We start from the raw sequence: 22,114 nt of genomic DNA, 5'->3' as shown, positions 1-22,114 counted from the left end.
CATGGTGCCGATCACCAACCGCCCTGGTCAACCCGTTACGGACGATAAACGGAATGGTCTGTTCCGCCGTGCCCCCGCCCGTGACGAGCGGGGGCCGGTGAACGCTACAGCTGCGGGAAGGAGTTCGGGTCCACGTCGTTGGTCTTGGCGTTGCCGTCGACCACCGGCTGCAGGGTGATCGACCAGGACGTCGAGGTACGGCCGGTCTCGAAGGGGAAGTTGTCCTCGAACTTGGTGAACGCGCAGCTCTGGGTGAAGGCTTTGGTCGCGGAGTCCCAGTCCGCCCCCTGGGAGACGTAGACGTCGTACGTCCCGTCCTCCACGCCCTGGATGTCGGCCTTCTGCCCCTTGGCCACGAACATCGAGTGCACCGCCTTGCCGTTGAGCACGAGCGAGACGACCGCATCCGTCTTGCTGCCGTTGTCGACCTTGAACTCGCCGTCGCCGCGCAGCTTGCCCTTGCTGACCATCGTGCCGTTGTCCAGCGAGCGGGACTGCTGCTTGGGCAGCTGGGGTGCGGCGAAGGTGGTCGAGTAGCCGGCCGCCGTCAGCTTGCCGAGGGCGGCGGACACGTCCGCCAGCCCCTGTGAGGCGCCCAGTTCGGCCCCGGCCGAACTCAGGGCGCAGACGCCGCGGGACTTGATGTCACTGCGGACCGTCGTCGCGTCCTTGGCCAGCTGCTTCAGCGCGGCCACCAGCGCGGTCTGGTCCGTGGCGACCGCGGCCGGCTTGTTCGCCCGGCCCAGGGTGGTGGCGGCCGTCTGCGCACTGGTGGAGACGGCGGTGAGCTCGGTGCCGAACTCGTTGAGGTCCTTGGACCCCGCCGCCTGGGTGAGCGCGGTGCTGACCGGGTCGATGCTTCCGCTGAGCACCGGGCCGTACGGCGTCGGCGTCGGCGTCGGTGTCGGCGTGACCTTGGACGCGGTCACGCCCCCTCCCGTACCGGTGGACGAGGCGTCGGTCGAACCGCCCCCGCCGCCCGAACAGGCCGCGAGCAGCAGCGCCGAACCGATGGCCAGACCGGCCTTACTGATGGACGACTTCATGACCCCACCCCCAGTGTCACCCGGCGCACACGCTGCGCGCACACCCCGCGACATGGTCCCGAGCACGAACCACCCCGGTCAACCCGTTTCGGGCGAGCACCCCGAACGGGCCGTCCCGGGCCGCCCGTCGGGGTCGATGTCGGGGTCAACTACGATCGGCACGTGCTCAGCCTCACCGGACTCCCCCTCCAGGTCATCACCTCGGTCATCGCGATCCTGGTCTTCGCCGCCACCATGTGGTTCTGGCCGAAGTTCGGCGGCAAGGGCTGGAAGTCCTGGCTGGGCCGGATCGGCGCCTTCCTGGCCACCCAGCTCTCGGTGCTGGCCGCCATGGGCCTGATCGCCAACAGCTACTTCGGCTTCTACAGCTCCTGGACCGACCTGCTCGGTACCAGCGGCGGCCTCGGCACGGTGGTCGACCACCAGCCGAACGCCTCCGGGGTCTCCGTCACCGGCGAGCAGAAGTTCTACTCGTCCCAGGGTTCGGAGCCGGACCGCTCCGGGATGATCCAGAAGGTCGACGTCAAAGGGGCCGGCACCGGCCTGAGCACCGAGGCGTACGTCTACCTGCCGCCGCAGTACTTCCAGCCGGGCTTCGCCAAGCAGCGCTTCCCGATGGCCGTGGTGCTGACCGGCTACCCGGGCACCCCGGAGAAGCTGATCTCGCTGATGCAGTACCCGGCGTCCACCCTCGACGCCATCGAGCAGAAGAAGCTGCCGCCGACCATCCTGGTGATGACCCGCCCCACCCTCGTCGACAACCGCGACACCGAGTGCGTCGACGTGCCGAACGGCCCCCAGGTCGAGACCTTCTTCACCAGCGACCTGCCCAAGGCCCTCGCCACCACCTACCGGATCGGCACCGACCCCTCCAACCGGGCCGTGATCGGCAACTCCACCGGCGGCTACTGCGCGCTCAAGTTCGCCCTGCGCAAGCCCGACTCCTACCCGGCCGCGGTCGCGCTCTCCGGCTACTACAGCGCCGCCCACGACCCGACCACCGGCGACCTGTTCGGCGGCGACGACAAGCTCAAGCAGGAGAACGACCTGCTGTGGCGGCTGAAGAACCAGCCGGCCGCCCCCGTCTCGCTGCTGCTGACCACCGCGAACGACGAGAACAACTACGACGAGACCAAGGCCATGGTCGCCGCCTTCAAGGCCCCCACCAAGATGTCCACGATCACCCTGGACACCGCCGGCCACAACTTCCACACCTGGACCCGGGAGATCCCCCCGGCCCTGGAGTGGCTGGGCAAGCACATCACCATGCCGGCCGCGGCCTGAGCGACCGGCCACCGCCCGACCCGCCGCCCAAGGCCCGAAAGCCGGATGAAGAGCGGGTGAGGGCCGCCTGAACCCGTTGCCGCACGGGTGGAAAGGGGGCAGATCACACCCGGCTCACAGCCGCATCTCACGGTTCTCTCAGCCACGCCACGCACGGTATGGCGCATGACCACGAGCAGCTACTCCCCTCCGGCCGGCGATCCGTGGCCCGAGGCCGCGAACTACCCGCCACCGGAGGCGCCGCGACCGGACCCGGCGCCGCTCTTCCCCGAGCAGCCCCTGCCGCCCGTCGGGCCCAAGGGCCCGGCCTCCTGGTCCGGACGGCTGCGCACCCTCCCGGCCCGCGCCTGGCGCGGGCGCGCGGACGACCCGCGCTGGGTGCGCCCGGCCCTGCTGGCGCTGCTGGCCGCGACCGTCGTCCTCTACCTGTGGGGCCTGGGCGCCTCCGGCTGGGCCAACGCCTTCTACTCGGCGGCCGTCCAGGCCGGCAGCCAGAGCTGGAAGGCCTTCTTCTTCGGCTCCTCCGACGCCGGCAACTTCATCACCGTCGACAAGCCCCCGGCGTCCCTGTGGCCGATGGCGCTGTCGGTGCGGCTCTTCGGCCTCTCCTCGTGGTCGATCCTGGCCCCGCAGGCACTGATGGGCGCGGCCACCGTGGGCGCGCTGTACGCGACGGTGCGCCGCCGCTTCTCCCCGCTCGGCGGCCTGCTGGCCGGCGCCGCGCTGGCGCTCACCCCGGTCGCGGCGCTGATGTTCCGGTTCAACAACCCGGACGCGCTGCTGGTGCTGCTGCTCACGCTGTCCGCGTACGGGATGCTGCGGGCGGTCGAGACCGCGAGCACCAAGTGGCTGCTGTTCACCGGTGCGATGTTCGGCTTCGCCTTCCTCGCCAAGACGCTGGCGGCCTTCCTGATCCTGCCCGCGTTCGCGGTGATCTACCTGGTCGTGGCGCCCACCGGCTTCTGGCGGCGGCTGCGGCAGACCCTGCTCGCGGGCGTGGCCGTGGTGGTCGCCGGCGGCTGGTGGGTGGCGGTCGTGGAGCTGCTGCCCGCCTCGGCCCGCCCGTACGTCGGCGGCTCGCAGGACAACAGCTTCCTGTCGCTGACCTTCGGCTACAACGGCCTCGGCCGGGTCGACGGCAACGAGCGCGGCAGCGTGGGCGGCGGCGGCAGGCTCCCGGCCGGGCTCGACCTGCCGGGCGGCGCCGCGGGGCACAACCGGGGCTGGGGACAGACCGGCATCACCCGGCTGTTCGGCAGCGACATCGGCGGGCAGATCGCCTGGCTGCTGCCGGCGGCGCTGATCCTGCTGGTGGTCGGGCTGTGGGCGACCCGCCGCTACGCCCGTCCGGACACGGCCCGCGCGGCCTTCCTGGTCTGGGGCGGCTGGCTGGTCTCCACCGCGCTGATCTTCAGCTTCATGTCCGGGATCTTCCACCAGTACTACACGGTGGCGCTGGCCCCGGCCGTCGCGGCCCTGGTCGGCATGGGCGTGGACGGGCTCTGGCGGGCGCGGCACCGGCTGCCGTACGCGCTGCTGCTGGCGGGCGTGCTCGCGGTGACGGCCGGGTGGGCGTTCGTCCTGCTCGGGCGCAGCTCCGACTTCCTGCCGTGGCTGCGCTGGGCGGTGCTGGTCGGCGGGCTGGCCGCGGCGGCCGCGCTGGTCGCCGGGCAGTTCGCGGGCAAGGTCTCCGGGCGGCTCGGCGCGCGGATCGCCTCGGTGGCGGGCCTGGTGGGCCTGGCGGCGGCGCTCGGCGGTCCGGCGGCGTACGCGGTGGACACCGTGGACACCGCGCACAACGGCTCGATCATCACGGCCGGGCCGTCGGTGAAGGGCGCGGGCGGTCCCGGCTCCTTCGGGCGCAAGGGCGGCATGGGTGGCACGGGTGGCAAGGGCGGCCAAGGCCGGCAGGGGTTCCCGGGCGGCTTCGGCGGCGGCCAGGGCTTCCCGGGTGCTCAGGGCGGTCAGGGCGGTCAGGGCGGTCAGGGCGGCTTCCCCGGCGGCCAGGGCGGCCAGGGCGGCCAGGGCGGCTCCGGCAGGGGGGCCGGCGGTACCGGCGGCCACCACGAGCGCGGCGCAGCCGGCACCGGCGGTGCCACCGGCGTGCCCGGGTTCCCCGGCTTCCCCGGCGGCCAGGACCCGGAGGGCGCGGGCGCGGGCGGCCCCGGCGGCTTCGGCGGCATGGGCGGCCTGCTCGGCGGCACCAAGGTGAGCGACGAGGCGAAGGCCCTGCTCTCACAGGACGCCGGCCAGTACACCTGGGCGGCCGCCACCACCGGTTCGCAGAACGCCGCGAGCTACCAACTCGCCACCGGCAAGCCGGTGATGGCCCTCGGCGGCTTCAACGGCACGGACCCCTCGCTCAGCCTGGCGGGCTTCCAGAAGTACGTCCAGGAGGGCAAGGTGCACTGGTTCATCGGCGGCGGCTCGCACCGCGGTTTCGGCGGCGGTGCGGGCGGTGAGGGCGCCGAGGGCGGCCAGCAGACCGAGGCGGCGCAGATCGAGGCCTGGGTGACCAGCCACTTCACCGTCAAGACGGTCGGCAGCGCCACCTTCTACGACCTGACGGCCCCGAAGGCCTGATCCCGCCGGACGGGCCCCGAACCGGGCTCCGGGAAACCCTGATCCCGGAGCCCGAACTCCGAAGGGGGCGTGCCGCGTTCGCGCGGCACGCCCCCTTTTCGTGTGCCCGGCGCGCGCCGTCAGTCGGACCCGCAGCGCGCCCCGGCGGCCGGCAGCACCCCGTTCAGCAGGTAGGCGGCCGCGGCGTCGCGCGCGCAGGAGCTGTGGTACCAGGACATGTGCCCGTCGCCGTCGCGGGTGAGCAGCACGCCGTGCTGCAGCCCGGCCGCCATCCGCTGCGCCCACAGGTAGGGGGTGACCGGGTCCTCGGTGCCGCCGATCACCAGGATCGGGGCGCTGCCGGGCGCCGTCACGGTGTGCGGCCGCTCGGTGGAGCGGTACGGCCAGGCGCGGCAGTCGGGGTCGAGCAGGGCGAGCCGGGTGTCGTGGCGGCTGGTGAGCGGTGCCCGGGCGGCGAGGTCGGCGAGGGCGGCACGCTGGTCGGCCTCGGTGGGGGCGAGCGGGGCGTCGGCGCAGTGGATGGCCGCATAGGCGTCCGCGGAGTTCTCGTAGTGGCCGTCGTCGTCGCGGCCGGCGCTGCCGTCGGAGAACCTGAGCAGTTCGTCGCCCTCGCCGCGGGTGAGGGCGGGGTCGAGGGCGGAGCGCAGCCGGGACCAGCTGCCGCGGCCGTCGGAGAGCGTGTCGATGACGGTGCCCCAGCCGAGGGCGGCGGTGACGGTGCGGCCGTCGTGGGTGGGCAGCGGGTGGTCCTTGAGGCCGTCGAGGAAGTCGGCGAGCCGTCGCGGGGCGGCGCCCGGGTCGGTGCCGAGCGGGCAGCCGGCGCCCTCGGCGGTGCAGGCGGTGGCGAAGGCGCGGAAGCCGGCCTCGGTGGCGGCGGCCTGTTCGAGGTTGAGGTGCATCAGGTCGGTGCTGCGCTCGACGGCGCCGTCGAGGACGAGCCGGCCGGTGCGGTCGGGGAACTCCTCGGCGTAGAGGGCGCCGAGGTAGGTGCCGTAGGAGAGGCCGAGGAAGTCGAGCTTGCGCTCGCCGAGGGCGCTGCGCAGCACGTCCATGTCGCGGGCGCTGTTGCGGGTGCCGAGGAACGGCAGGATGTCGGCGTACTTGGCCTGGCAGGCGTCGGCGAGGACCCGGCCGTGGTCGTAGGCCGGGTCGTCGGTGCGCATCCACTGCTCGCGGGTGGCGTCGTCCATGCAGTCGATGGGCAGGGTGCCGCCGGCGCCGCGCGGGTCGAAGCCGACCACGTCGAAGCGGTCGCGCAGCGGGCCCTGGCTGTCCTTCCAGCTCCGGGCCATGTTGGTGCCGGAGTTGCCGGGCCCGCCGGGGTTGACCAGCAGGGCGCCGATCCGGTGGGCGGGGTCGGCGGCGGGCACCCGGACGACGGCGACGTCGATGCTGCGGCCGCCGGGGTCGGCGTAGTCCAGCGGGGTCTTGAGGGTGGCGCACTGGGCGATCGGTGCGGCCGGTGCCGCCGGTACGGCCGGTGCGGCCTGGTCGCCGTCCGAGCCGGGGTCCGCGCCGGGGTCCGCGCCGTCGGAGCCCGGGTCGCCGCCGCCGTCGCAGGGTGCCCAGGCGAGCCGCTGGTCGTAGTACGCCTGCAGGGCCGGGGAGGCACTGGCCGGCACGCGTTCGGCGAGCGGCGGGCGGCTGGTCGGCGCGGCCGCGGGGCGCGCGCCGCCGGGGCCGGAGCAGCTGGCGGCCAGGGCGAGGAGCAGGGCGGCGAGGGCGGGCAGGGCGCTTCGCCGCAGGCGGGGGGTCATCGGGGGCACTGCCCACGAATACCATCCGGCGCACCGTCGGGGCACCTCGCCCTCCCACCCCGCGGCTTCCTTGTCGCTTCCTTAGCGCTGCCCGCGGCGCCGCCGCGCCCCTGCCGCATCACCACCGCGTCACCACCGGAAGGATCGTTTCCTCAGCCGCCGCACTGCTGCAGCATCGCCTTCTTGTCCGCCTCGGTGACCGGCAGCTGGTACTTCAGCGAGACCTGGGCGAAGCGCACCGCGTACGAGCAGCGGACCGCGGTGTTGGCGGGCAGCCAGTCGGCCGGGCCGGAGTCGCCCTTGGAGGCGTTCTGCGAGCCGTCGGCGGGGATCAGGTTGAGCGGGTCGTTGGCGATCCGGACCCGCTTGGCCTTGTCCCACTTGGCGGCGCCCATCTGCCAGTCGTAGGAGAGCGGCATCACGTGGTCGATCTGGATCTTCGTCGCCTGCTGCTTGGTCCACTGGACGGTCTGGCCGGTGTACGGGTCGTGGATGGTCATCGCGGTGACCACGCAGTCCGAGCCGTCCTTGCGCTCGACGCCACTGCCGTCGCGGGCGAGCAGGTCGTTGCGGGTGTCGCACTTGTTGCCGGCGAACGGGACGCCCTCGACGCTGTCCGTCCAGGCGGGGCCGAACTCGTTGCGGTCGTAGCCGTCCTTGGCGCCGGTACGGGCGGTGGCGACCTTGGCGATCAGCTCCCGGCCGGCCTTCTGCTCCTCGGGGGTGGCCAGCGGCGCCAGGCCGGGCTTGGTGCCGTCCGGGTTCTGCAGCGGGCTGGTGCCGAGCCCGGCCGCGGGCGCGCCGGAACCGCCGGAACCGCCGGAACCGCCGGAGCCGCCGGACGAGGTGTGGTCGCGGCCTCCGATCAGCCAGCCGACCAGGGCGAGCGCACATATCAGGAAGACGGTGGCGGCGGACAGCCAGGTACGGCGGGCGGGCACGGAGAACTCCCGAGGTCAGGGGCGGGTTGACGGCGCACCAGCAGATCAGCCGCCCCAAGAACAGGTCAAGCCGACGCCACGGGAGGCCCAAGAGCATGTCGAAGCTCACACTCCGCTGGCCCGGGCCGCCCTGGCCCGTAGGATCCGTCAACCACCCGCCCGCACCCGGGCGTTCACCCCCCGATCGCCGACATCGGCCGGTCCGGCCGGACGAACCCGGCGCTGCCGATGGCGTGCCCGGGCCCCTTGCCCGTCACCGAGGCCCGCCAGGCCTCCTCGATCCGCCCGTCGTCCGCGCCGCCGCGCAGCAGCGCCCGCAGGTCCGACTCCTCAGTGGCGAACAGGCAGTTGCGCAGCTGCCCGTCGGCCGTCAGCCGGACCCGGTCGCAGCCGCCGCAGAACGGCCGGGTGACGGAGGCGATCACCCCGATCACGGTGTCCGTGCCGGCGATCCGCCACTCCTCCGCGGGGGCGTTGCCGCTGCGCCCGACCGGCACCAGCTCGAAGCGCTCGCCGAGCCGGGCCAGGACCTCCTCAGCCGTCACCATCGCGGCGCGGTCCCAACTGCCCTGCGCGTCCAGGGGCATGGACTCGATGAAGCGCATCCGGTAGCCGTGCTCGACGGCGAAGGCGGCCAACTCCGGTATCTCGTCCTCGTTCACGCCGCGCACCGGCACGGCGTTGACCTTCACCGGGTCCAGCCCGGCCGCCTTCGCCGCGGCCAGCCCCGCGAACACGTCGGCGATCCGGTCCCGCCGGGTGAGCGCCGCGAACCGGTCCGCGCGCAGCGTGTCCAGGCTGACGTTCACCCGCCCCAGCCCGGCCTCGCGCAGCCCCGCGGCCGTACGCGCCAGCCCGATCCCGTTGGTGGTCAGCGACAGCTCCACGCCGAGCGCGGCCAGCCGCCCGACCAGGCCCACCAGCCCCCGGCGCAGCAGCGGCTCCCCGCCGGTCAGCCGCACCGAGCGCACCCCCAGGCGCTGCGCCGCGATCCGCACCAGCCGCACCACCTCGTCGTCCCCGAGCGTCTCCGCCCGGGGCAGCCAGTCCAGTCCCTCCGCCGGCATGCAGTACGTGCAGCGCAGGTTGCAGCGATCGGTCAGGGAGACCCGCAGATCGGTGTGGACCCGTCCGAAGCGGTCCACCAGCGGGCGCGGTGCGGTGTTCATCGCCCCAGTACAGGGGCAAGCGCGCCGCGGGGCCAGCGGCCGAACCGCCGGGGACCGCCCCCGACCTGCGCCTTCGTCTTGTGGATTCGTACAAGCGCCGAACCGCTGCGCGACCGGGCCCGGACCGGGCAGGCTGGGCGCATGCAGACCACACCGCCCGCCGTGCCGGCCCTCGTCCTCGCCGCCGGGGGCGGACGCCGGCTCGGCGGCCGGCCCAAGGCGCTGCTGCGGTACGAAGGCCGCCCCCTGGTGGAGCACGCGGTGGCCACCGTACGGGCCGGCGGCTGCCCCGACGTGACGGTGGTGCTCGGCGCGGAGCGCGAGCGGGTGCGCTCCACCGCCCACCTGCCGGGCTGCCGGCTGGTCGCCAACCCGGACTGGGCCGAGGGCATGGGCTCCTCGCTGCGGGCCGGGCTGGCCGCGCTGCCGCCGCGGGCCCCCGCGGTGCTGGTGATGCTGGTGGACACCCCGGGCGTCACCCCGGCCGCGGTGGCCCGGCTGCTGGCCGCCCACCGGGCCGGCGCCGAACTGGCCGCGGCGGCGTACGGCGGGCGGCGCGGACACCCGGTGCTGATCGGCGCGCGGCACTTCGCCGAGGCCGCCGAGGGCGCCTCCGGCGACGCCGGGGCCCGCGCCCTGCTGGCGGCGCACGCCGGGGAACTCGTCCTGGTCGAGTGCGCGGACATCGCCGTCCCGGACGACCTGGACACCCCCGCCGACCTGGCCCGCTGGTCGACCGGGTGACCGCCCGCCGCACGCCGGCCGCACATCCTCCCCGCGGAGGGTCCGGCCTCGCCCCACTCGGGGAGCGGCCCCTGATCCGTCCCTGAGGATTGCCCCATTCCGCGCCCGGAGCCGGACGTTTCGGGGAGCATGGGAACCAACCACCCACCCCACACCGACGGACGGAGCCCGCGATGGCAGGACTGCCCGACGACTTCACCGGACACGACCCCGCGCTGCCAGGGCCCGGGGCGGGCGGTGGCGCCCGGGCGATCCGCTGCCCCGCCTGCCGCCGTGAGCACCTGTACGAGCCGCCGTCGCTGCCGTGCCCGTGCGGCGCCTCGCTGAAGGTGCCGCTGCTGCGCGGCGGGGTGCCGGTGCAGGTGCGGTTCCGCTCCTGGGAGGACTCCTGGCTGAGCATGCGCTGCCCGCACTGCGGCCGCTCCGACCAGTGGCCGCAGCCCGAGTTCACCTGCAACTGCGGCGCCACCGTCCGACTCCCGGTGGACCGCGCCACCCGGCTGGGCGGCGGCACGGCCGGCCCGCTCGCCGCCCCCGGCCCGCAGGCCACCCGCCCGCACCCGGCCCACCCGGTGAACGCCCCGGCGCCCGCACCGCCCGCACCGCCCGGCGGCTCCGCCGGCCGCTCCCGCCCGTTCCGCCACCGCGCCCCGTTCCGCCCCCACCCGGTGCGCACCTCGCAGGACGCGGTGTTCACCGCCGCCCGCTACCTGGAGTGGCTCGGCTTCGACGACCTGGAACTGACCGAGGCCCAGGAGCGCGACGGGGTCACCCTGTTGGGCAGCCGGATGGTCGCCCAGGTCGACACCTGGACCGAGCCCGCCGACGTGAAGTCGGTCGAGTGCCTGTGGCTGCAGACCCTGCACGCCGAGGAGATGGCCGCCGCCATGTTCACCCTGGCCGGCTACTCCCACCAGGCCACCGTGCGCGGCGAGCAACTGCTGGTCGCCCTGTTCAGCCTGGACCTGGCCGGCGTGCCCCAGCCCGCCAACGGTGCCGCCGAGGCCCTGATGGAGACCGGCTGGACCTCCTGAGCCCGCGCAGCCCGTCACCCGATCCACCGGACCGTCCCCCGGCGCTCCACTAGATCATCTCCCCGGCAAAAGCAACAACCTCCGCTCGTGATCTGGTGCACAAGCTCACCCCCGTGTTGAATTGCCGCCACAGCGCGGGCCTTTCGCCCTGCCGTCCAACCCCGCCGTCGCCATGCGAACGGGCCGTGGCGGCAGGGCTCCAAGGCAGGTCCGCGTCCTGCTGGATGGCGCACACAAGGAGGTGGCGTTGTCGGAGCACGGATGGAGCCCGAGCGGCCCGGACGAACGGGGGCGGGCGGCAGCGGAGGAGCCGGGCGACACCGTGTGGCGACTGCGGTCCAGGGCGTGCTGGCAGGAGGCCGCCGAACTGCTGCGACCCGCTGCCGAACACGACCCGGCCGTCGCCCTCGCACGGGCCGAACTCCTCATCGAACAGTGCCTGTTCACCGCCGCCCAGTGGACCCAGGCGGAACAGGCGCTACGACTGGCCGAGGCCCTCGCGGAGGGCACCGAGCAGCGCGCGGCCGCCGGCTGCGCCCGCGGCTTCCTCGCCTACCTGGCCAGCGTCCTGGGCCCGCGCGACCGCCTCGACGAGGCCCAGGCCGCCCTCGGCCGCACCTCGGCCCTGCTGCCGCCGGACGCACCGGGCCGCCCGTTACTGGACTTCCGGCGCGGACTGGTCGCCGAGAACCTGCTGCGCGACCGCAGCGCCGCCTGGATCGCCTACCGCCGGGCGCACGAGGGCGCCGGGGAACGCGGGGACGAACTGCTCCGCTCCTACACCTGGCGGCACCTGGCCGCGCTCGCGCTCTCCCGCGGCGACCGCGGCAACGCCCGGGAGGGCTTCGACGCCTCGCTGCGACTGCGCGAGCAACTCGGCTTCACGGTGGGGGTGGCGCCGGCGCTCGCCGCGCTCGCCGAGGTGTCCGAGCCCGCCGAGGCGGTGCGGCTGCGCGCCGAGGCGACCCGCCTGGTGCACGCCCTCGGCGGGGTGCCGGTCTGGCTCGCGCGCCAGCTGGGGCGCGCGCCGGGGCCTCCCCCGGACGGACGCATCACCCGTGAGACCCGGGGAACAATCAGCTAAGGTGAGCCTAACCTGTCCGGGGTGAGCAGCACTCCGGACAGGTCTCGCCTTGCTGTTCTCCGGGCCCCGCCGCGCCCCGGACCGGCCGGGCCCGGCGCGCCGTCGAGCGGCCGGGCCCGCCGGGCGGTCCACCGGCGGCCCCGGTCGACCCGATGGGGCCCGCCCATGACCGCGAGCAGCACCCGGCCCGGCCCCGCGCCGTGCGCCCCCCGCACCACCCCGGCGCAAGCCCACGCCCACGCGCCGGAGCCCCCCACCCCCTGCGCGCCCTCGTACCACCGGCTGACCGCGCTCGCGCCGATGCTGGACGTGCGCTGCGCCCCGCCCCGGCACGGCGACGGCTGGCTGCCGGTCGCCGCCGTCACCACCGATCCGGCGGCACTGCACGAGCTGGTCGCCCACGACGCCCGGCAGGGCCTGGCCCGCTACGGGCGGCCGCTGCGACCGGACGTGGCGGCCGGCTTCGGGCTGCACCGCTTCGTCTGGCCGGTCTCGCTGCTGTTCACCCTGCCGTGGTTCCTGGAACGGCGCGTGCCGCTGCTCGGCCCCGGCGACGTCTCGGTGCACCGCGGCCCCGCCTCGATGGAGCTGACGGTGCGCCCGGAGGCCTTCGTCTGCCTGCCGGACGACCCGGCGGCCGGTGCGCCCGGGGCCCGGACGGTGCCGGACGAGGACGCACTGGCGGCCGAACTGCGGTGCGCGCTGGGCCAGTTCCTCACTCCGGTGCTGGCCGCCTTCGGGCCGGGGGCGCGCCGCGGGCCCCGGGTGCTGTGGGCGATGGCCACCGACGCGGTGGTGGAGGGGCTCTGGTACGCGGGCGGGCTGGTCGGGGAGCAGGAGCGGGCGGGCGCCGAGCTGTCCGCACTGCTGGCACCCGGGACGGCTGGGGAGACTGCTCCCGGACCGGCGTGCACGCCCGGCGCGGGCCGGGGCCCCGCCCCCGCCCCGGCCCCCTTCACCCCGGGTGCGGGTTTCGCGCTCCCCGCGCCCGGGTGCACCGGTGCTTCGGGTACGGAACGGGCCCGGGCCAGCTGTTGCCTCGTCTACACCGTGGAATCCGCGGAAATGTGCACCGGCTGCCCCCGCGTCACGCGACGTTGACGAAAATCCGTCCGATCGCGGATTCGAAAAGCCCGTGATTCCTGGATTGCCCCACATCGAATTCATATGACAATGCGATTGGCGACGGGTCAGAAATCCCTCTCCTCAGCGCATTGACCGCGAATCAGCCTTTCCCCCGCCGGGATTCCGTCATGATGGTCCCCGCCGTGCCGCTGGAACACAGTGGGCGGCGCAGGAACGCGACGCAGAAAGCGAGGCTGGTTCCGGCGATGAAATTGTCCGACATACCGCTCGGCTGGGCCGTCACCGGGGTGGTGGGGCTGCTGGTCAGCGCCCTCCTGGTGGCCCTGGCCCGGAGCCGGGGATCCGCCGCCGGCGCGGATTCCTGGGAGCGTTCCGAGGAACGGCGCCGCAACAAGGAATCCCTGTACGGCGCCGCCTCCTACACGCTGCTGTTCTGCTGCGCCGGGGTCGCGGCCGCGCTCTCCTTCCACGGCCTGGTCGGCTTCGGCGTGCAGAACCTCGGCCTCTCCGGCGGCTGGGAGTACCTCGTCCCGTTCGGGCTCGACGGCGCCGCGATGTTCTGCTCGGTGCTCGCCGTCCGCGAGGCCAGCCACGGCGACGCGGCGCTCGGCTCCCGGCTGCTGGTCTGGCTCTTCGCCGGCGCCTCGGCCTGGTTCAACTGGGTGCACGCCCCGCGCGGCTTCGGCCACGCCGGCGCCCCGCAGTTCTTCTCCGGCATGTCGCTGTCCGCCGCGGTCCTGTTCGACCGCGCGCTCAAGCAGACCCGCCGGGCGGCCCTGCGCGAACAGGGTCTGGTGCCCCGTCCGCTGCCGCAGATCCGCATCGTCCGCTGGCTGCGCGCCCCGCGCGAGACCTACGCGGCCTGGTCGCTGATGCTCCTGGAGGGCGTGCGCAGCCTGGACGAGGCGGTGGACGAGGTCCGCGACGAGAAGCGGGAGCGCGCCATGGAGAAGGAGCGCCGCAAGCTCGCCGGGCGCCGCGAACGGGCCGAGATCCGGGCGATCAACCGGAGCAGCGGCCACTGGCGCGGACGCGGCGGCGCCGCCCGGCAGTTGGAGTCGGCCGGCTCGGAGTCCGCGATAACCGGCGGGCCCGGGCCCGGGCCCGCGGCCGGGGCCGAGCTGCCGGCGGGCCCCCGGGAGGCCGGGGCCGTCGGGGCCGTCGGCTCCGGCGAGGCGGGCCCGCGCGAGGTCGAGGCGGCCGGGGGCACGGTCGTCCAACCGGGCCTGCCGGCCCGTCCGGAACGGCGCACCATCGACCTCACCGCCGATGAGGACACCGTCACGCTGCCCCGACTGGACTCGCTGGAACGCAAACTGAAGGACCTGGAGCAGCAGTTCGGCTGACCCGTTCCCAGGGCCGGGGCATCGGCCCCGGGAGCGGTCAGGCCGCGCTCGTCCCGCTGAGCTCGAACCACATCCGCTTGCCGGACCCCTTCGGCTCCACGCCCCAGGCGTCCGCCAGCGCCTCGACCAGCATCAGCCCGCGCCCGGAGGAGGCCTGCTCCCCCGGGGTCCGGCGGGTCGGCCAGAGGTCGGACTCGTCCTCCACCTCGACCCGCAGCCGGGCCCGGCCGCCGTCCGACACCGTCTCCCGGTAGAGCCGGGCGGTGAACATGGCGTCCCGGTCGGTGTGCCGGATCGCGTTGGTCACCAGCTCGGAGGAGAGCAGCTCGGCGGTGTCGATGAACTCGGCGACGCCCCAGCGCCGCAGCGCGTCACGCAGCTCGGCGCGCACCTCGGCGACCCGGGCCAGGTCGGCCTGGCCGATCCGGCGGCGCAGCTGCTGGGCGGCCAGGCCGCCCTCCGGGCCGTCCCAGCGCAGCAGGAGCAGCGCTATGTCGTCCTCGCGCTCGCTGGAGTCGGCGGCCTGGGAGGCGATCCGGTCGGCCAGCTCCTCCAGCGGGTCGCGGGCCGCCTCGCCGGCGGCCGGGAGCGGACGGGCCAGGGCGCGGGTGAGCCGGCCGATGCCCTCGTCCAGGTCCATGCCGCGCGCCTCGACCAGGCCGTCGGTGCACAGCAGCACCGTCTCGCCCGGGTCCAGGCTGAACCGGGTGACCCGGTAGTCCTGGTCCGGGTCGATGCCCAGCGGCAGCCCGCCGGCCACCGGCAGCACGGCGGCGGTGCCGTCCGCGCGGCGCACCACCGGGTCCAGGTGGCCGGCCCGGACGGCGTAGACCACGCCGTAGTCCACGTTGACCTCGGCGTAGGTGCAGGTCGCGAAGTGGTCGGTGTCCAGGTCGGCCAGGAAGCGGGAGGCCCGGGCCATCACGGCGGCGGGCGGGTGGCCCTCGGCGGCGTAGGCGCGCAGCGCGATCCGCAGCTGGCCCATGATCCCGGCCGCGTGCACGTCGTGGCCCTGGACGTCCCCGATCACCAGGCCGACGTGCCCGCCGGGCAGCGGCACCACGTCGTACCAGTCGCCGCCGATCTGCAGGCCGGACCCGGCCGCGAGGTAGCGCACCGCGGTGGTCACCCCGGGGATGGACGGGACGGTGCGCGGCAGCATCACCCGCTGGAGGCCGGCCGCCAGCTCGTGCTCGGCGTCGTGCAGCCGGGCCCGGGCCAGCGACTGGGCGACCAGCCCGCCCAGGGTGGACAGCAGGGTGCGCTCGTCCGCGTCCAGCTCGCGCTCGTCGTCGAAGCTGACCACGCAGACGCCGATCGCCCGGCCGCTGGCCACCAGCGGCAGGTACGCCCAGGAGCCGCGCCCGGTGCGGCTGGTCCGCTCCCACGCGTCCGGGTGGCGGTCGCGGAAGTCCTCGCGGCTGGAGATGAACACCGGGGTGCGGTGCCGGAGCGCCTCGGAGGCCGGGTGGCCGGCCGGCAGCACGGCGCGGTCCCAGACGGCGAGCGCCTGCGAGCGGTAGCCGGAGGCGCCGAGGATCCGGGTCCGGCCGGCCTCGAAGGAGGCGAGCACCAGACCGTCCGGCGGCAGTCCGGGCAGCGGCAGCTCGGTGAACACCCGGGCCACGTCACGGACGGTGACCGCCTCGGAGAGGGCGCGCGCGGCCTCCTTGATGAACCGGGAGCGCTCCTCGCGCAGCAGGGCCATCCGGTCGGCCCGGTCGCGCTTGTGCAGCTCGACGGTGGCGTCCCAGACGAAGCCCACCATCCGGGAGGCCCGGCCGAAGGCGTCCGCGAGCACCCGGCCGCGGAAGCGCACCGCCCGCATCGTGCCGTTCGGCCCGACGGTGCGGTAGTAGGCGCCGCACTGGCCGAGCTCGGCCACCGCGCGCTCGACCCGGCGGCGCACCACGGGCGCGTCCTCGGGGTGCAGCAGGGAGAGGAAGGAGGCGGCGGTGCGGTCGAAGCGGCCCCGCTCGACGGCGTCCAGTCCGATGATCGCGCAGGCCCGCTGGTCCCCCTCCAGGACGTCGCGGCGGATGTCCCAGTCGAAGGAGCCGATGCCGTTGGCGGCCATCGCGGGCTCCAGCCAGTCCGGCATGGAGTCGGCGGAGGAGGGCGGCAGCCCGCCGGACAGCACGGGCGCCAGCCGCCCCGAGGCGAGCGCGGGCGGGGTGCGGACGGAGTTGCGGCGGGTGGTCTGGGCGGGCGGGCGAGGAGCGGGCGGGCGCTGCTCCACGGCGGACGTGCCGGGCGGAAGCGCCGGCCCCGGCGACTCGGGCTCAGTGGGCATGCTGCTCCTGCCGCTGCCGTGGCGGACCGCGCCGACCGTCCGGCCGGGCCGCGTGGCGGTGTGATGGGTCGTGCTGGATCGGACGGTGCCGACGGACGGGGTCAGTCGAGGTTCGGTCTCCCCGCTGCTTCCCGCACGTGGACACACATTCCCACCATCCTGTCCAATGTTCGGCCCAGCGGCAATGGCAACGGGCCGGAAATCTTGTGCTCCGCCTTGTGTTCAGGGCTTGCTTCGGGAACGGATCAATCGATGACGAACAATTCTGCGAGTGTCGCACGGAACCCACGACGGCGGGCGTCGTACGGAACGACGACTGCGGGCGCCACGGACGGCCGACGCTTACGGCAGTGCCAGCTCGAACCAGGTGATCTTGCCGTCGCCGCGCAGCTGCACGCCCCAGGAGTCCGCCAGCGCCTCCACCAGCAGCAGACCGCGCCCCGAGGTCGCGTACTCGGTGTCCGGCTCGCGCCGCCGGCCGGGCAGCCGGCTCGCGCCGTCCTGCACCTCGACCCGCAGCCGGCTGTCCGAGCCGAGCACCGCGTCGAAGACCGCGCCCTTGGTGGTGTGCTGCAGCGCGTTGGTGACCAGTTCGGAGGAGAGCAGCTCGGCGGTGTCGGACAGCTCCGGCACCCCCCAGTGGCTCAGCGCCGTGCGCAGCCGGTGCCGCACCGCGCCCACCGCGACCAGGTCGGCCGGGTCGAGCGTCAGGTGCAGCCGGCGGTGCAGGGCGCACCCCGGGGCCGAGGCACCCGGCAGGGCCGTTCCGGCGCCGACGACCGGGCCCTGGGCCGGCCCGGACCGGTAGGCGTCGCCCGAACTCGTCCGCTGCCGCGGGAATCGCGACTGACCGTCCATCAACAGATGCCCCCGCCCTCAAATCCGGGCCCCCGCCTCCGGATCCCCCGCCGGCCGGGTGGCCCCCTCGTACTGACCACCATCCTCATGCCCAGTTGACGGCGTTTGCAACAGTGTGCGTCCGATCACGTGGGGTGAAAGGGGCACGGGGAGGTTCACGTGATCCAACTGCTCGCGCCGGACGGGTTTGCGAAGCGCAGAGCCTGTTTTCGAAACCGCCCCCACCCGATCCCGCGCACACCCGGCGCCCGTACGGACCGTGCGCGGGGACGCGCGCCCCCACCCCCGCTCCTGCCGTGCGCCGCCCGTTTCCCGCCGCCTGCTTCCCGCCGCCGTCACGGCTCCGCCCGCCCCGGCCCCGCTCACCCCCGCCGCCCGCCCGACAAGCCGAAGCCCCGTCGAGCGGCAACGCTGGACACGAGGCCCCGGTGCGGGTTCAATGGCCCGAGATGTTTGAACGCCGTTCTAACATCGTCCCGCGAAGCCCCCCACCGGCCCCGAGCCCTCCCCCTCCCCGGCGACCGCGAGCGAGGAACCGTGCGACTGACCCCCACCGAGCGGGACCGGCTGCTGATCTTCACAGCAGCCGAACTGGCCCGCGCCCGCCGCGCCCGGGGCGTACGCCTCAACATCCCCGAGGCGACCGCCCTGATCGCGGACACCGTCTGCGAGGCCGCCCGCGACGGCCGCCGCCTCGCCGAGGCCATCGAGGCCGGCCGCTCCGTCCTCACCGCCGACGACGTGCTGCCCGGCGTGCCCGACGTGGTCACCGTCGTCCAGGTCGAGGCCGTCTTCGACGACGGCACCCGCCTCGCCGTCGTCAACGACCCCTTCAAGGGCGCCGGCTCGCTCGGCGACGAAGCCCCCGGCGGCGCGCTGATCGGCGACGGCGCCGGCTACGACCCGGTCGAGGAGACGCTGCTCATCCCCGTCCACAACACCTCCCGGGTGCCGATCTCGGTCACCTCGCACTTCCACTTCTTCGAGGCCAACCCGCGCCTGGCCTTCGACCGCGCCGCCGCCTACGGCACCCACCTGGCCGTCCCGGCCGGCTCCTCGGTCCGCTTCGACCCCGGCGCCACCGTCGAGGTCGGCCTCGTCCCGATCGGTGGCGAGCGCGTCGCGATCGGCTTCGCCGGACTCGTCGACGGCCCCCTGGACGCCCCCGGCGCCAAGGAGGTCGCCCTCGCCAAGGCCCGCGCCACCGGCTACCTGACCGACTTCGACGACCAGGAGGTGCCGTCGTGAGTGCCATCTCGCCGCACGACTACATCTCCGTGCACGGCCCGCGGGCCGGTGACCGGATCCGGCTCGGCGACAGCGGACTGATCGTCCGCGTCGAATCCGACTCCCAGGCCCCCGGCGACGAGTTCCTGGCCGGCTTCGGCAAGACCGCCCGCGACGGGATCCACCTCAAGCCCGCCGCCGTCCGCGACACCTGCGACGTCGTGATCAGCAACGTGCTGGTCATCGACGCGGTCCTGGGCATCCGCAAGACGTCCATCGGCCTGATCGGCGGCCGGATCGCCTCCATCGGACGGGCCGGCAACCCCGACACCCTGGACGGCGTCGACGTGGTCGTCGGCACCGGCACCACGATCGTCTCCGGCGAAGGCCTGATCGCCACCGCCGGCGCCGTCGACACCCACGTCCACCTGCTCTCGCCGCGGATCATGGAGGCCTCGCTCGCCTCCGGCGTCACCACCATCATCGGCCAGGAGTTCGGCCCGGTCTGGGGCGTCGGCGTCAACTCCCCCTGGGCGCTGCGCCACGCCTTCAACGCCTTCGACGCCTGGCCCGTCAACATCGGCTTCCTGGGCCGCGGTTCCTCCTCCGACGAGGCCCCGCTGATCGAGGCCCTGGCCGAGGGCGGCGCCTCCGGCTTCAAGGTGCACGAGGACATGGGCGCCCACACCCGCGCCCTGGACACCGCGCTGCGCGTCGCCGAGCAGTACGACGTCCAAGTCGCCCTGCACACCGACGGGTTGAACGAGTGCCTGTCGGTCGAGGACACCCTGCGGGTGCTCGACGGCCGCACCATCCACGCCTTCCACATCGAGGGCTGCGGCGGCGGACACGTCCCCAACGTGCTCAAGATGGCCGGCGTGCCGAACGTCATCGGCTCCTCCACCAACCCCACCCTGCCCTTCGGCCGGGACGCCCTCGGCGAGCACTTCGGCATGATCGTCTCCGCGCACGACCTCAAGGTCGACCTGCCCGGCGACGCCGCCATGGCCCGCGACCGCATCCGGGCCGGCACCATGGGCGCCGAGGACGTGCTGCACGACCTCGGGGTCATCGGCATCACCTCCTCCGACGCCCAGGGCATGGGCCGCGCCGGCGAGACCGTGCGCCGCACCTTCGCCATGGCCGGCAAGATGAAGGCCGAACTCGGCCCGCTCGACGGTGGGTTCGGGACCACCGAGAGCGGCGACGACAACGAGCGGGTGCTGCGCTACATCGCCAAGCTCACCATCAACCCGGCCATCGCCCACGGACTCTCGCACGAGGTCGGCTCGATCGAGACCGGCAAGCTCGCCGACATCGTGCTCTGGCGCCCCGACCACTTCGGCGCCAAACCGCAGCTCGTCCTCAAGGCCGGCTTCCCCGCCTACGGCGTCGTCGGCGACCCCAACGCCTCCACCGACCGCTGCGAACCCCTCGTCCTCGGGCCCCAGTTCGGCGCCCACGGCGCGACCGCCGCCGACCTCTCGGTGGCCTTCGTCGCCCAGGCCGCCGCCGACGGCGCCTACCTCGACCGACCCGCCGACGGACTCCCCACCCGCCGACGCCGGGTCGGCGTCCGCGGCACCCGCGGCATCGGGCCGCGCGACATGGTGCGCAACGCCCGCACCGGCCACGTCGAGGTCACCGAGACCGGGCTGGTCTCGCTCGACGGCGCGCCGCTGCGCTCCGAACCGGCGGACAGCGTCTCGCTCAGCCGCCTCTACTTCCTCTGACCCTTCCCCTCTTCAAGTCTTCAAGTCTTCAAGTCTTCAAGGATCTGATGATGACCACCCCCACGCCCGGCTCCCCTGCCACGCCCGCCTCGCTCGGCTACCGGATGCCCGCCGAGTGGCACCCGCACGACCGCACCTGGATGGCCTTCCCCACCACCAACCCCACCTTCGACACCCCGGAGAACCTGCACGCCGGGCGCGAGGCCTGGGCCGCCGTGGCCAACACCATCGTCCGGTACGAGCCGGTCACGCTGATCGTCAACACCGGTGAGAGCGCCGACGCCCGCAAGTACGTCTCCGAGGCCGTCGAGATCGTCGAACGCCCGCTGGACGACGCCTGGATGCGCGACATCGGCCCGTCCTTCCTGATCGACGGCAAGGGCTCGCTCGCCGCCGCCGACTGGATCTTCAACGGCTGGGGCGCCCAGTCCTGGGCCCGCTGGGACAAGGACCAGCACATCGCCGAGCACATCAGCGAGCTGACCGCCGTCCAGCGCTTCGCCTCCCGGCTGATCAACGAGGGCGGCGGCATCCACGTGGACGGCGAGGGCACCGTCCTGGTCACCGAGACCGTCCAGCTCGGCGAGGGCCGCAACGCCGACTGGACCAAGGAGCAGGTCGAGGCCGAGCTGCACGCCTTCCTCGGCACCACCAAGGCCGTCTGGCTGCCCCGCGGACTCACCCGCGACTACGACGAGTTCGGCACCCGCGGCCACATCGACATCGTCGCCTCCTTCGTCCGCCCCGGCGTCGTCGTCGCCCACGTCCAGCCCGACCCGGCCCACCCCGACCACGCGGTCTGCCAGGAACTCGTCGCCATCCTGCGCGCCGCCACCGACGCCCGCGGCCGGCAGCTCGAGGTCATCGAACTCCCCGCGCCCACCGTCCTGTTCGACGAGGACGGCGAACCGGTCGACTACTCCTACATCAACCACTACGTGGCCAACGGCGCCGTCGTCCTCTGCGCCTTCGACGACCCGCGCGACCAGGAAGCCGCCGACATCCTCGCCAAGGCCTACCCCGGCCGGACCGTCGAACTCGTCGACGCCCGCGAGATCTTCGCCAACGGGGGCGGCATCCACTGCATCACCCAGCAGCAGCCCAAGGCCTGACCAGGCCTGACCTGACCGGCCCGGCCCCGCGCGGCCCCGGCTACCGGAGTGGGGGTGTGCACCCCCGCTCCGGTAGCGTTCGGTCCTCCGCCACCCGCCCCACCAGGAAGCAGCACCGCCATGGCCGACCCCCGCCCGCGCCGCCCGGCGCGCCCCCGCGAGGAGGTCTACGCCACCGCCCGGGCCGCGATCGCCGAACACGGACTCGCCAAACTCACCATGGCCGGGCTCGGCAAGCAGCTCCAGATGAGCGCCGGACACCTGCTCTACTACTTCGGCAGCAAGGACCAGCTCCTGCTGGAAACCCTCCGCTGGAGCGAGGACCAACTCGGCGCCCGCCGCCGCGAAGCCCTCGCCGACCCCGCCCTCGACCCCTGGCAGCGACTCGACGCGTACCTGCGCCTCTACCTTCCCGAAGGGCCCGGCGACCCGCGCTGGATCCTCTGGGTCGAGGTCTGGGGCCGCTCCCCCGCCAGCGCCGAACTCCGCCAGGGCCAGCAGGAGATCGAAGCCCCCTGGCAGGCCGACCTGGTCACCCTCATCGACCAGGGCGCCGCCACCGGGCACTTCACCCCCGGCCCCACCGCCGACCGCGCCACCCAGCTCCGCGCCCTCCTCGACGGCCTCGCCGTCCCCATCGCCATCGGCCTCCCGGCCACCCCCACCCCCACGGCCCTCACCCAAGCCACCGCGGTCGCCACCATCCTGCTCCGCACCTGAGGCCCCGGCGGGGGGTGGTGTTGGGGGGGGGGGGGGGCCGGGGCCGCGTGGGGCGGCGCACCCACGCCCCGGGCCCGCGCGGGGGCGGGCGGCGCGC

17 protein-coding genes are annotated in these 22,114 nt (G+C 74.4%); 11 read left to right on the top strand and 6 right to left on the bottom strand.

Going from position 1 to position 22,114, the window contains the following annotated elements:
* Window positions 1–104: 104 nt before the first annotated feature.
* Window positions 105–1,046: a hypothetical protein gene (locus tag ACFVXG_RS29160; RefSeq protein WP_387931482.1), complete on the bottom strand. Its 942-nt coding sequence runs from the start codon at window positions 1,044–1,046 to the stop codon at window positions 105–107.
* Between the two features lie 162 nt (window positions 1,047–1,208).
* Between ACFVXG_RS29160 and ACFVXG_RS29155 the strand changes: the two genes are divergently transcribed.
* Window positions 1,209–2,330, top strand: coding sequence for an alpha/beta hydrolase (locus tag ACFVXG_RS29155; protein WP_387931480.1), 1,122 nt, complete (start codon window positions 1,209–1,211; stop codon window positions 2,328–2,330).
* Window positions 2,331–2,495: 165 nt separating this feature from the next.
* Window positions 2,496–4,913 carry a glycosyltransferase family 39 protein gene (locus tag ACFVXG_RS29150; protein WP_387931479.1) on the top strand — a complete coding sequence of 806 codons (2,418 nt, stop codon included), beginning with the start codon at window positions 2,496–2,498 and terminating at the stop codon, window positions 4,911–4,913.
* A 119-nt stretch (window positions 4,914–5,032) separates the two neighbouring features.
* Here the strand turns inward: ACFVXG_RS29150 and ACFVXG_RS29145 are convergent, their stop codons facing one another.
* From ACFVXG_RS29145 to moaA, 3 genes are all read right to left on the bottom strand, one after another.
* A complete protein-coding gene (locus tag ACFVXG_RS29145) occupies window positions 5,033–6,670 on the bottom strand; it encodes an alpha/beta hydrolase (RefSeq protein ID WP_387931477.1) in 1,638 nt (545 codons plus the stop codon).
* A gap of 152 nt (window positions 6,671–6,822) precedes the next feature.
* Entirely contained in the window at window positions 6,823–7,611 is a 789-nt protein-coding gene (locus ACFVXG_RS29140) for an HNH endonuclease family protein (RefSeq protein ID WP_387931475.1), read from the bottom strand.
* 173 nt (window positions 7,612–7,784) lie between these two features.
* Complete coding sequence (moaA, locus tag ACFVXG_RS29135; protein WP_387931473.1) at window positions 7,785–8,780, bottom strand: GTP 3',8-cyclase MoaA; 996 nt, start codon at window positions 8,778–8,780, stop codon at window positions 7,785–7,787.
* Window positions 8,781–8,921: 141 nt separating this feature from the next.
* Between moaA and ACFVXG_RS29130 the strand changes: the two genes are divergently transcribed.
* The 5 genes from ACFVXG_RS29130 to ACFVXG_RS29110 all read left to right on the top strand — a co-directional run bounded on the left by ACFVXG_RS29130 (window position 8,922) and on the right by ACFVXG_RS29110 (window position 14,074).
* The gene (locus ACFVXG_RS29130; protein WP_387931471.1) at window positions 8,922–9,524 is read left to right on the top strand and encodes an NTP transferase domain-containing protein; all 603 of its coding nucleotides are present in this window, start codon (window positions 8,922–8,924) and stop codon (window positions 9,522–9,524) included.
* 173 nt (window positions 9,525–9,697) lie between these two features.
* Window positions 9,698–10,558, top strand: coding sequence for a hypothetical protein (locus tag ACFVXG_RS29125; protein ID WP_387931469.1), 861 nt, complete (start codon window positions 9,698–9,700; stop codon window positions 10,556–10,558).
* A 247-nt stretch (window positions 10,559–10,805) separates the two neighbouring features.
* A complete protein-coding gene (locus ACFVXG_RS29120) occupies window positions 10,806–11,642 on the top strand; it encodes a hypothetical protein (protein WP_387931467.1) in 837 nt (278 codons plus the stop codon).
* A 165-nt stretch (window positions 11,643–11,807) separates the two neighbouring features.
* The gene (locus ACFVXG_RS29115) at window positions 11,808–12,743 is read left to right on the top strand and encodes a (2Fe-2S)-binding protein (RefSeq protein WP_387931466.1); all 936 of its coding nucleotides are present in this window, start codon (window positions 11,808–11,810) and stop codon (window positions 12,741–12,743) included.
* Between the two features lie 230 nt (window positions 12,744–12,973).
* Window positions 12,974–14,074, top strand: coding sequence for a DUF2637 domain-containing protein (locus tag ACFVXG_RS29110; RefSeq protein ID WP_387931464.1), 1,101 nt, complete (start codon window positions 12,974–12,976; stop codon window positions 14,072–14,074).
* Between the two features lie 37 nt (window positions 14,075–14,111).
* Here the strand turns inward: ACFVXG_RS29110 and ACFVXG_RS29105 are convergent, their stop codons facing one another.
* Both ACFVXG_RS29105 and ACFVXG_RS29100 read right to left on the bottom strand, forming a co-directional pair.
* Window positions 14,112–16,367, bottom strand: coding sequence for a SpoIIE family protein phosphatase (locus tag ACFVXG_RS29105; RefSeq protein ID WP_387931462.1), 2,256 nt, complete (start codon window positions 16,365–16,367; stop codon window positions 14,112–14,114).
* Window positions 16,368–16,709: 342 nt separating this feature from the next.
* A complete protein-coding gene (locus ACFVXG_RS29100) occupies window positions 16,710–17,225 on the bottom strand; it encodes an ATP-binding protein (RefSeq protein WP_387931460.1) in 516 nt (171 codons plus the stop codon).
* A gap of 537 nt (window positions 17,226–17,762) precedes the next feature.
* Between ACFVXG_RS29100 and ACFVXG_RS29095 the strand changes: the two genes are divergently transcribed.
* The 4 genes from ACFVXG_RS29095 to ACFVXG_RS29080 all read left to right on the top strand — a co-directional run bounded on the left by ACFVXG_RS29095 (window position 17,763) and on the right by ACFVXG_RS29080 (window position 22,017).
* A complete protein-coding gene (locus tag ACFVXG_RS29095) occupies window positions 17,763–18,473 on the top strand; it encodes an urease subunit gamma (protein WP_387931458.1) in 711 nt (236 codons plus the stop codon).
* A complete protein-coding gene (locus tag ACFVXG_RS29090; RefSeq protein WP_387931456.1) occupies window positions 18,470–20,185 on the top strand; it encodes an urease subunit alpha in 1,716 nt (571 codons plus the stop codon). The genes ACFVXG_RS29095 and ACFVXG_RS29090 overlap by 4 nt, the downstream gene beginning before the upstream one ends.
* Before the next feature lie 47 nt (window positions 20,186–20,232).
* Window positions 20,233–21,297: an agmatine/peptidylarginine deiminase gene (locus ACFVXG_RS29085; protein WP_387931454.1), complete on the top strand. Its 1,065-nt coding sequence runs from the start codon at window positions 20,233–20,235 to the stop codon at window positions 21,295–21,297.
* 120 nt (window positions 21,298–21,417) lie between these two features.
* Window positions 21,418–22,017, top strand: coding sequence for a TetR/AcrR family transcriptional regulator (locus ACFVXG_RS29080; protein ID WP_387931452.1), 600 nt, complete (start codon window positions 21,418–21,420; stop codon window positions 22,015–22,017).
* The last annotated feature ends 97 nt before the right edge of the window (window positions 22,018–22,114 follow it).

It is taken from the genome of Kitasatospora sp. NPDC058162 (assembly GCF_042884005.1).
Taxonomy (GTDB): Bacteria; Actinomycetota; Actinomycetes; order Streptomycetales; family Streptomycetaceae; genus Kitasatospora.
This window is presented reverse-complemented; position numbering and strand designations above follow the sequence as displayed.

Bases quoted from the DNA above. Each gene is read 5' to 3' on its own strand.
- ACFVXG_RS29160 (WP_387931482.1), bottom strand. From the start codon at position 1,046: ATGAAGTCGTCCATCAGTAAGGCCGGTCTGGCCATCGGTTCGGCGCTG.
- ACFVXG_RS29150 (WP_387931479.1), top strand. From the start codon at position 2,496: ATGACCACGAGCAGCTACTCCCCTCCGGCCGGCGATCCGTGGCCCGAG.
- ACFVXG_RS29145 (WP_387931477.1), bottom strand. From the start codon at position 6,670: ATGACCCCCCGCCTGCGGCGAAGCGCCCTGCCCGCCCTCGCCGCCCTG.
- moaA (WP_387931473.1), bottom strand. From the start codon at position 8,780: ATGAACACCGCACCGCGCCCGCTGGTGGACCGCTTCGGACGGGTCCAC.
- ACFVXG_RS29130 (WP_387931471.1), top strand. From the start codon at position 8,922: ATGCAGACCACACCGCCCGCCGTGCCGGCCCTCGTCCTCGCCGCCGGG.
- ACFVXG_RS29125 (WP_387931469.1), top strand. From the start codon at position 9,698: ATGGCAGGACTGCCCGACGACTTCACCGGACACGACCCCGCGCTGCCA.
- ACFVXG_RS29115 (WP_387931466.1), top strand. From the start codon at position 11,808: ATGACCGCGAGCAGCACCCGGCCCGGCCCCGCGCCGTGCGCCCCCCGC.
- ACFVXG_RS29110 (WP_387931464.1), top strand. From the start codon at position 12,974: ATGAAATTGTCCGACATACCGCTCGGCTGGGCCGTCACCGGGGTGGTG.
- ACFVXG_RS29105 (WP_387931462.1), bottom strand. From the start codon at position 16,367: ATGCCCACTGAGCCCGAGTCGCCGGGGCCGGCGCTTCCGCCCGGCACG.
- ACFVXG_RS29100 (WP_387931460.1), bottom strand. From the start codon at position 17,225: ATGGACGGTCAGTCGCGATTCCCGCGGCAGCGGACGAGTTCGGGCGAC.
- ACFVXG_RS29085 (WP_387931454.1), top strand. From the start codon at position 20,233: ATGATGACCACCCCCACGCCCGGCTCCCCTGCCACGCCCGCCTCGCTC.
- ACFVXG_RS29080 (WP_387931452.1), top strand. From the start codon at position 21,418: ATGGCCGACCCCCGCCCGCGCCGCCCGGCGCGCCCCCGCGAGGAGGTC.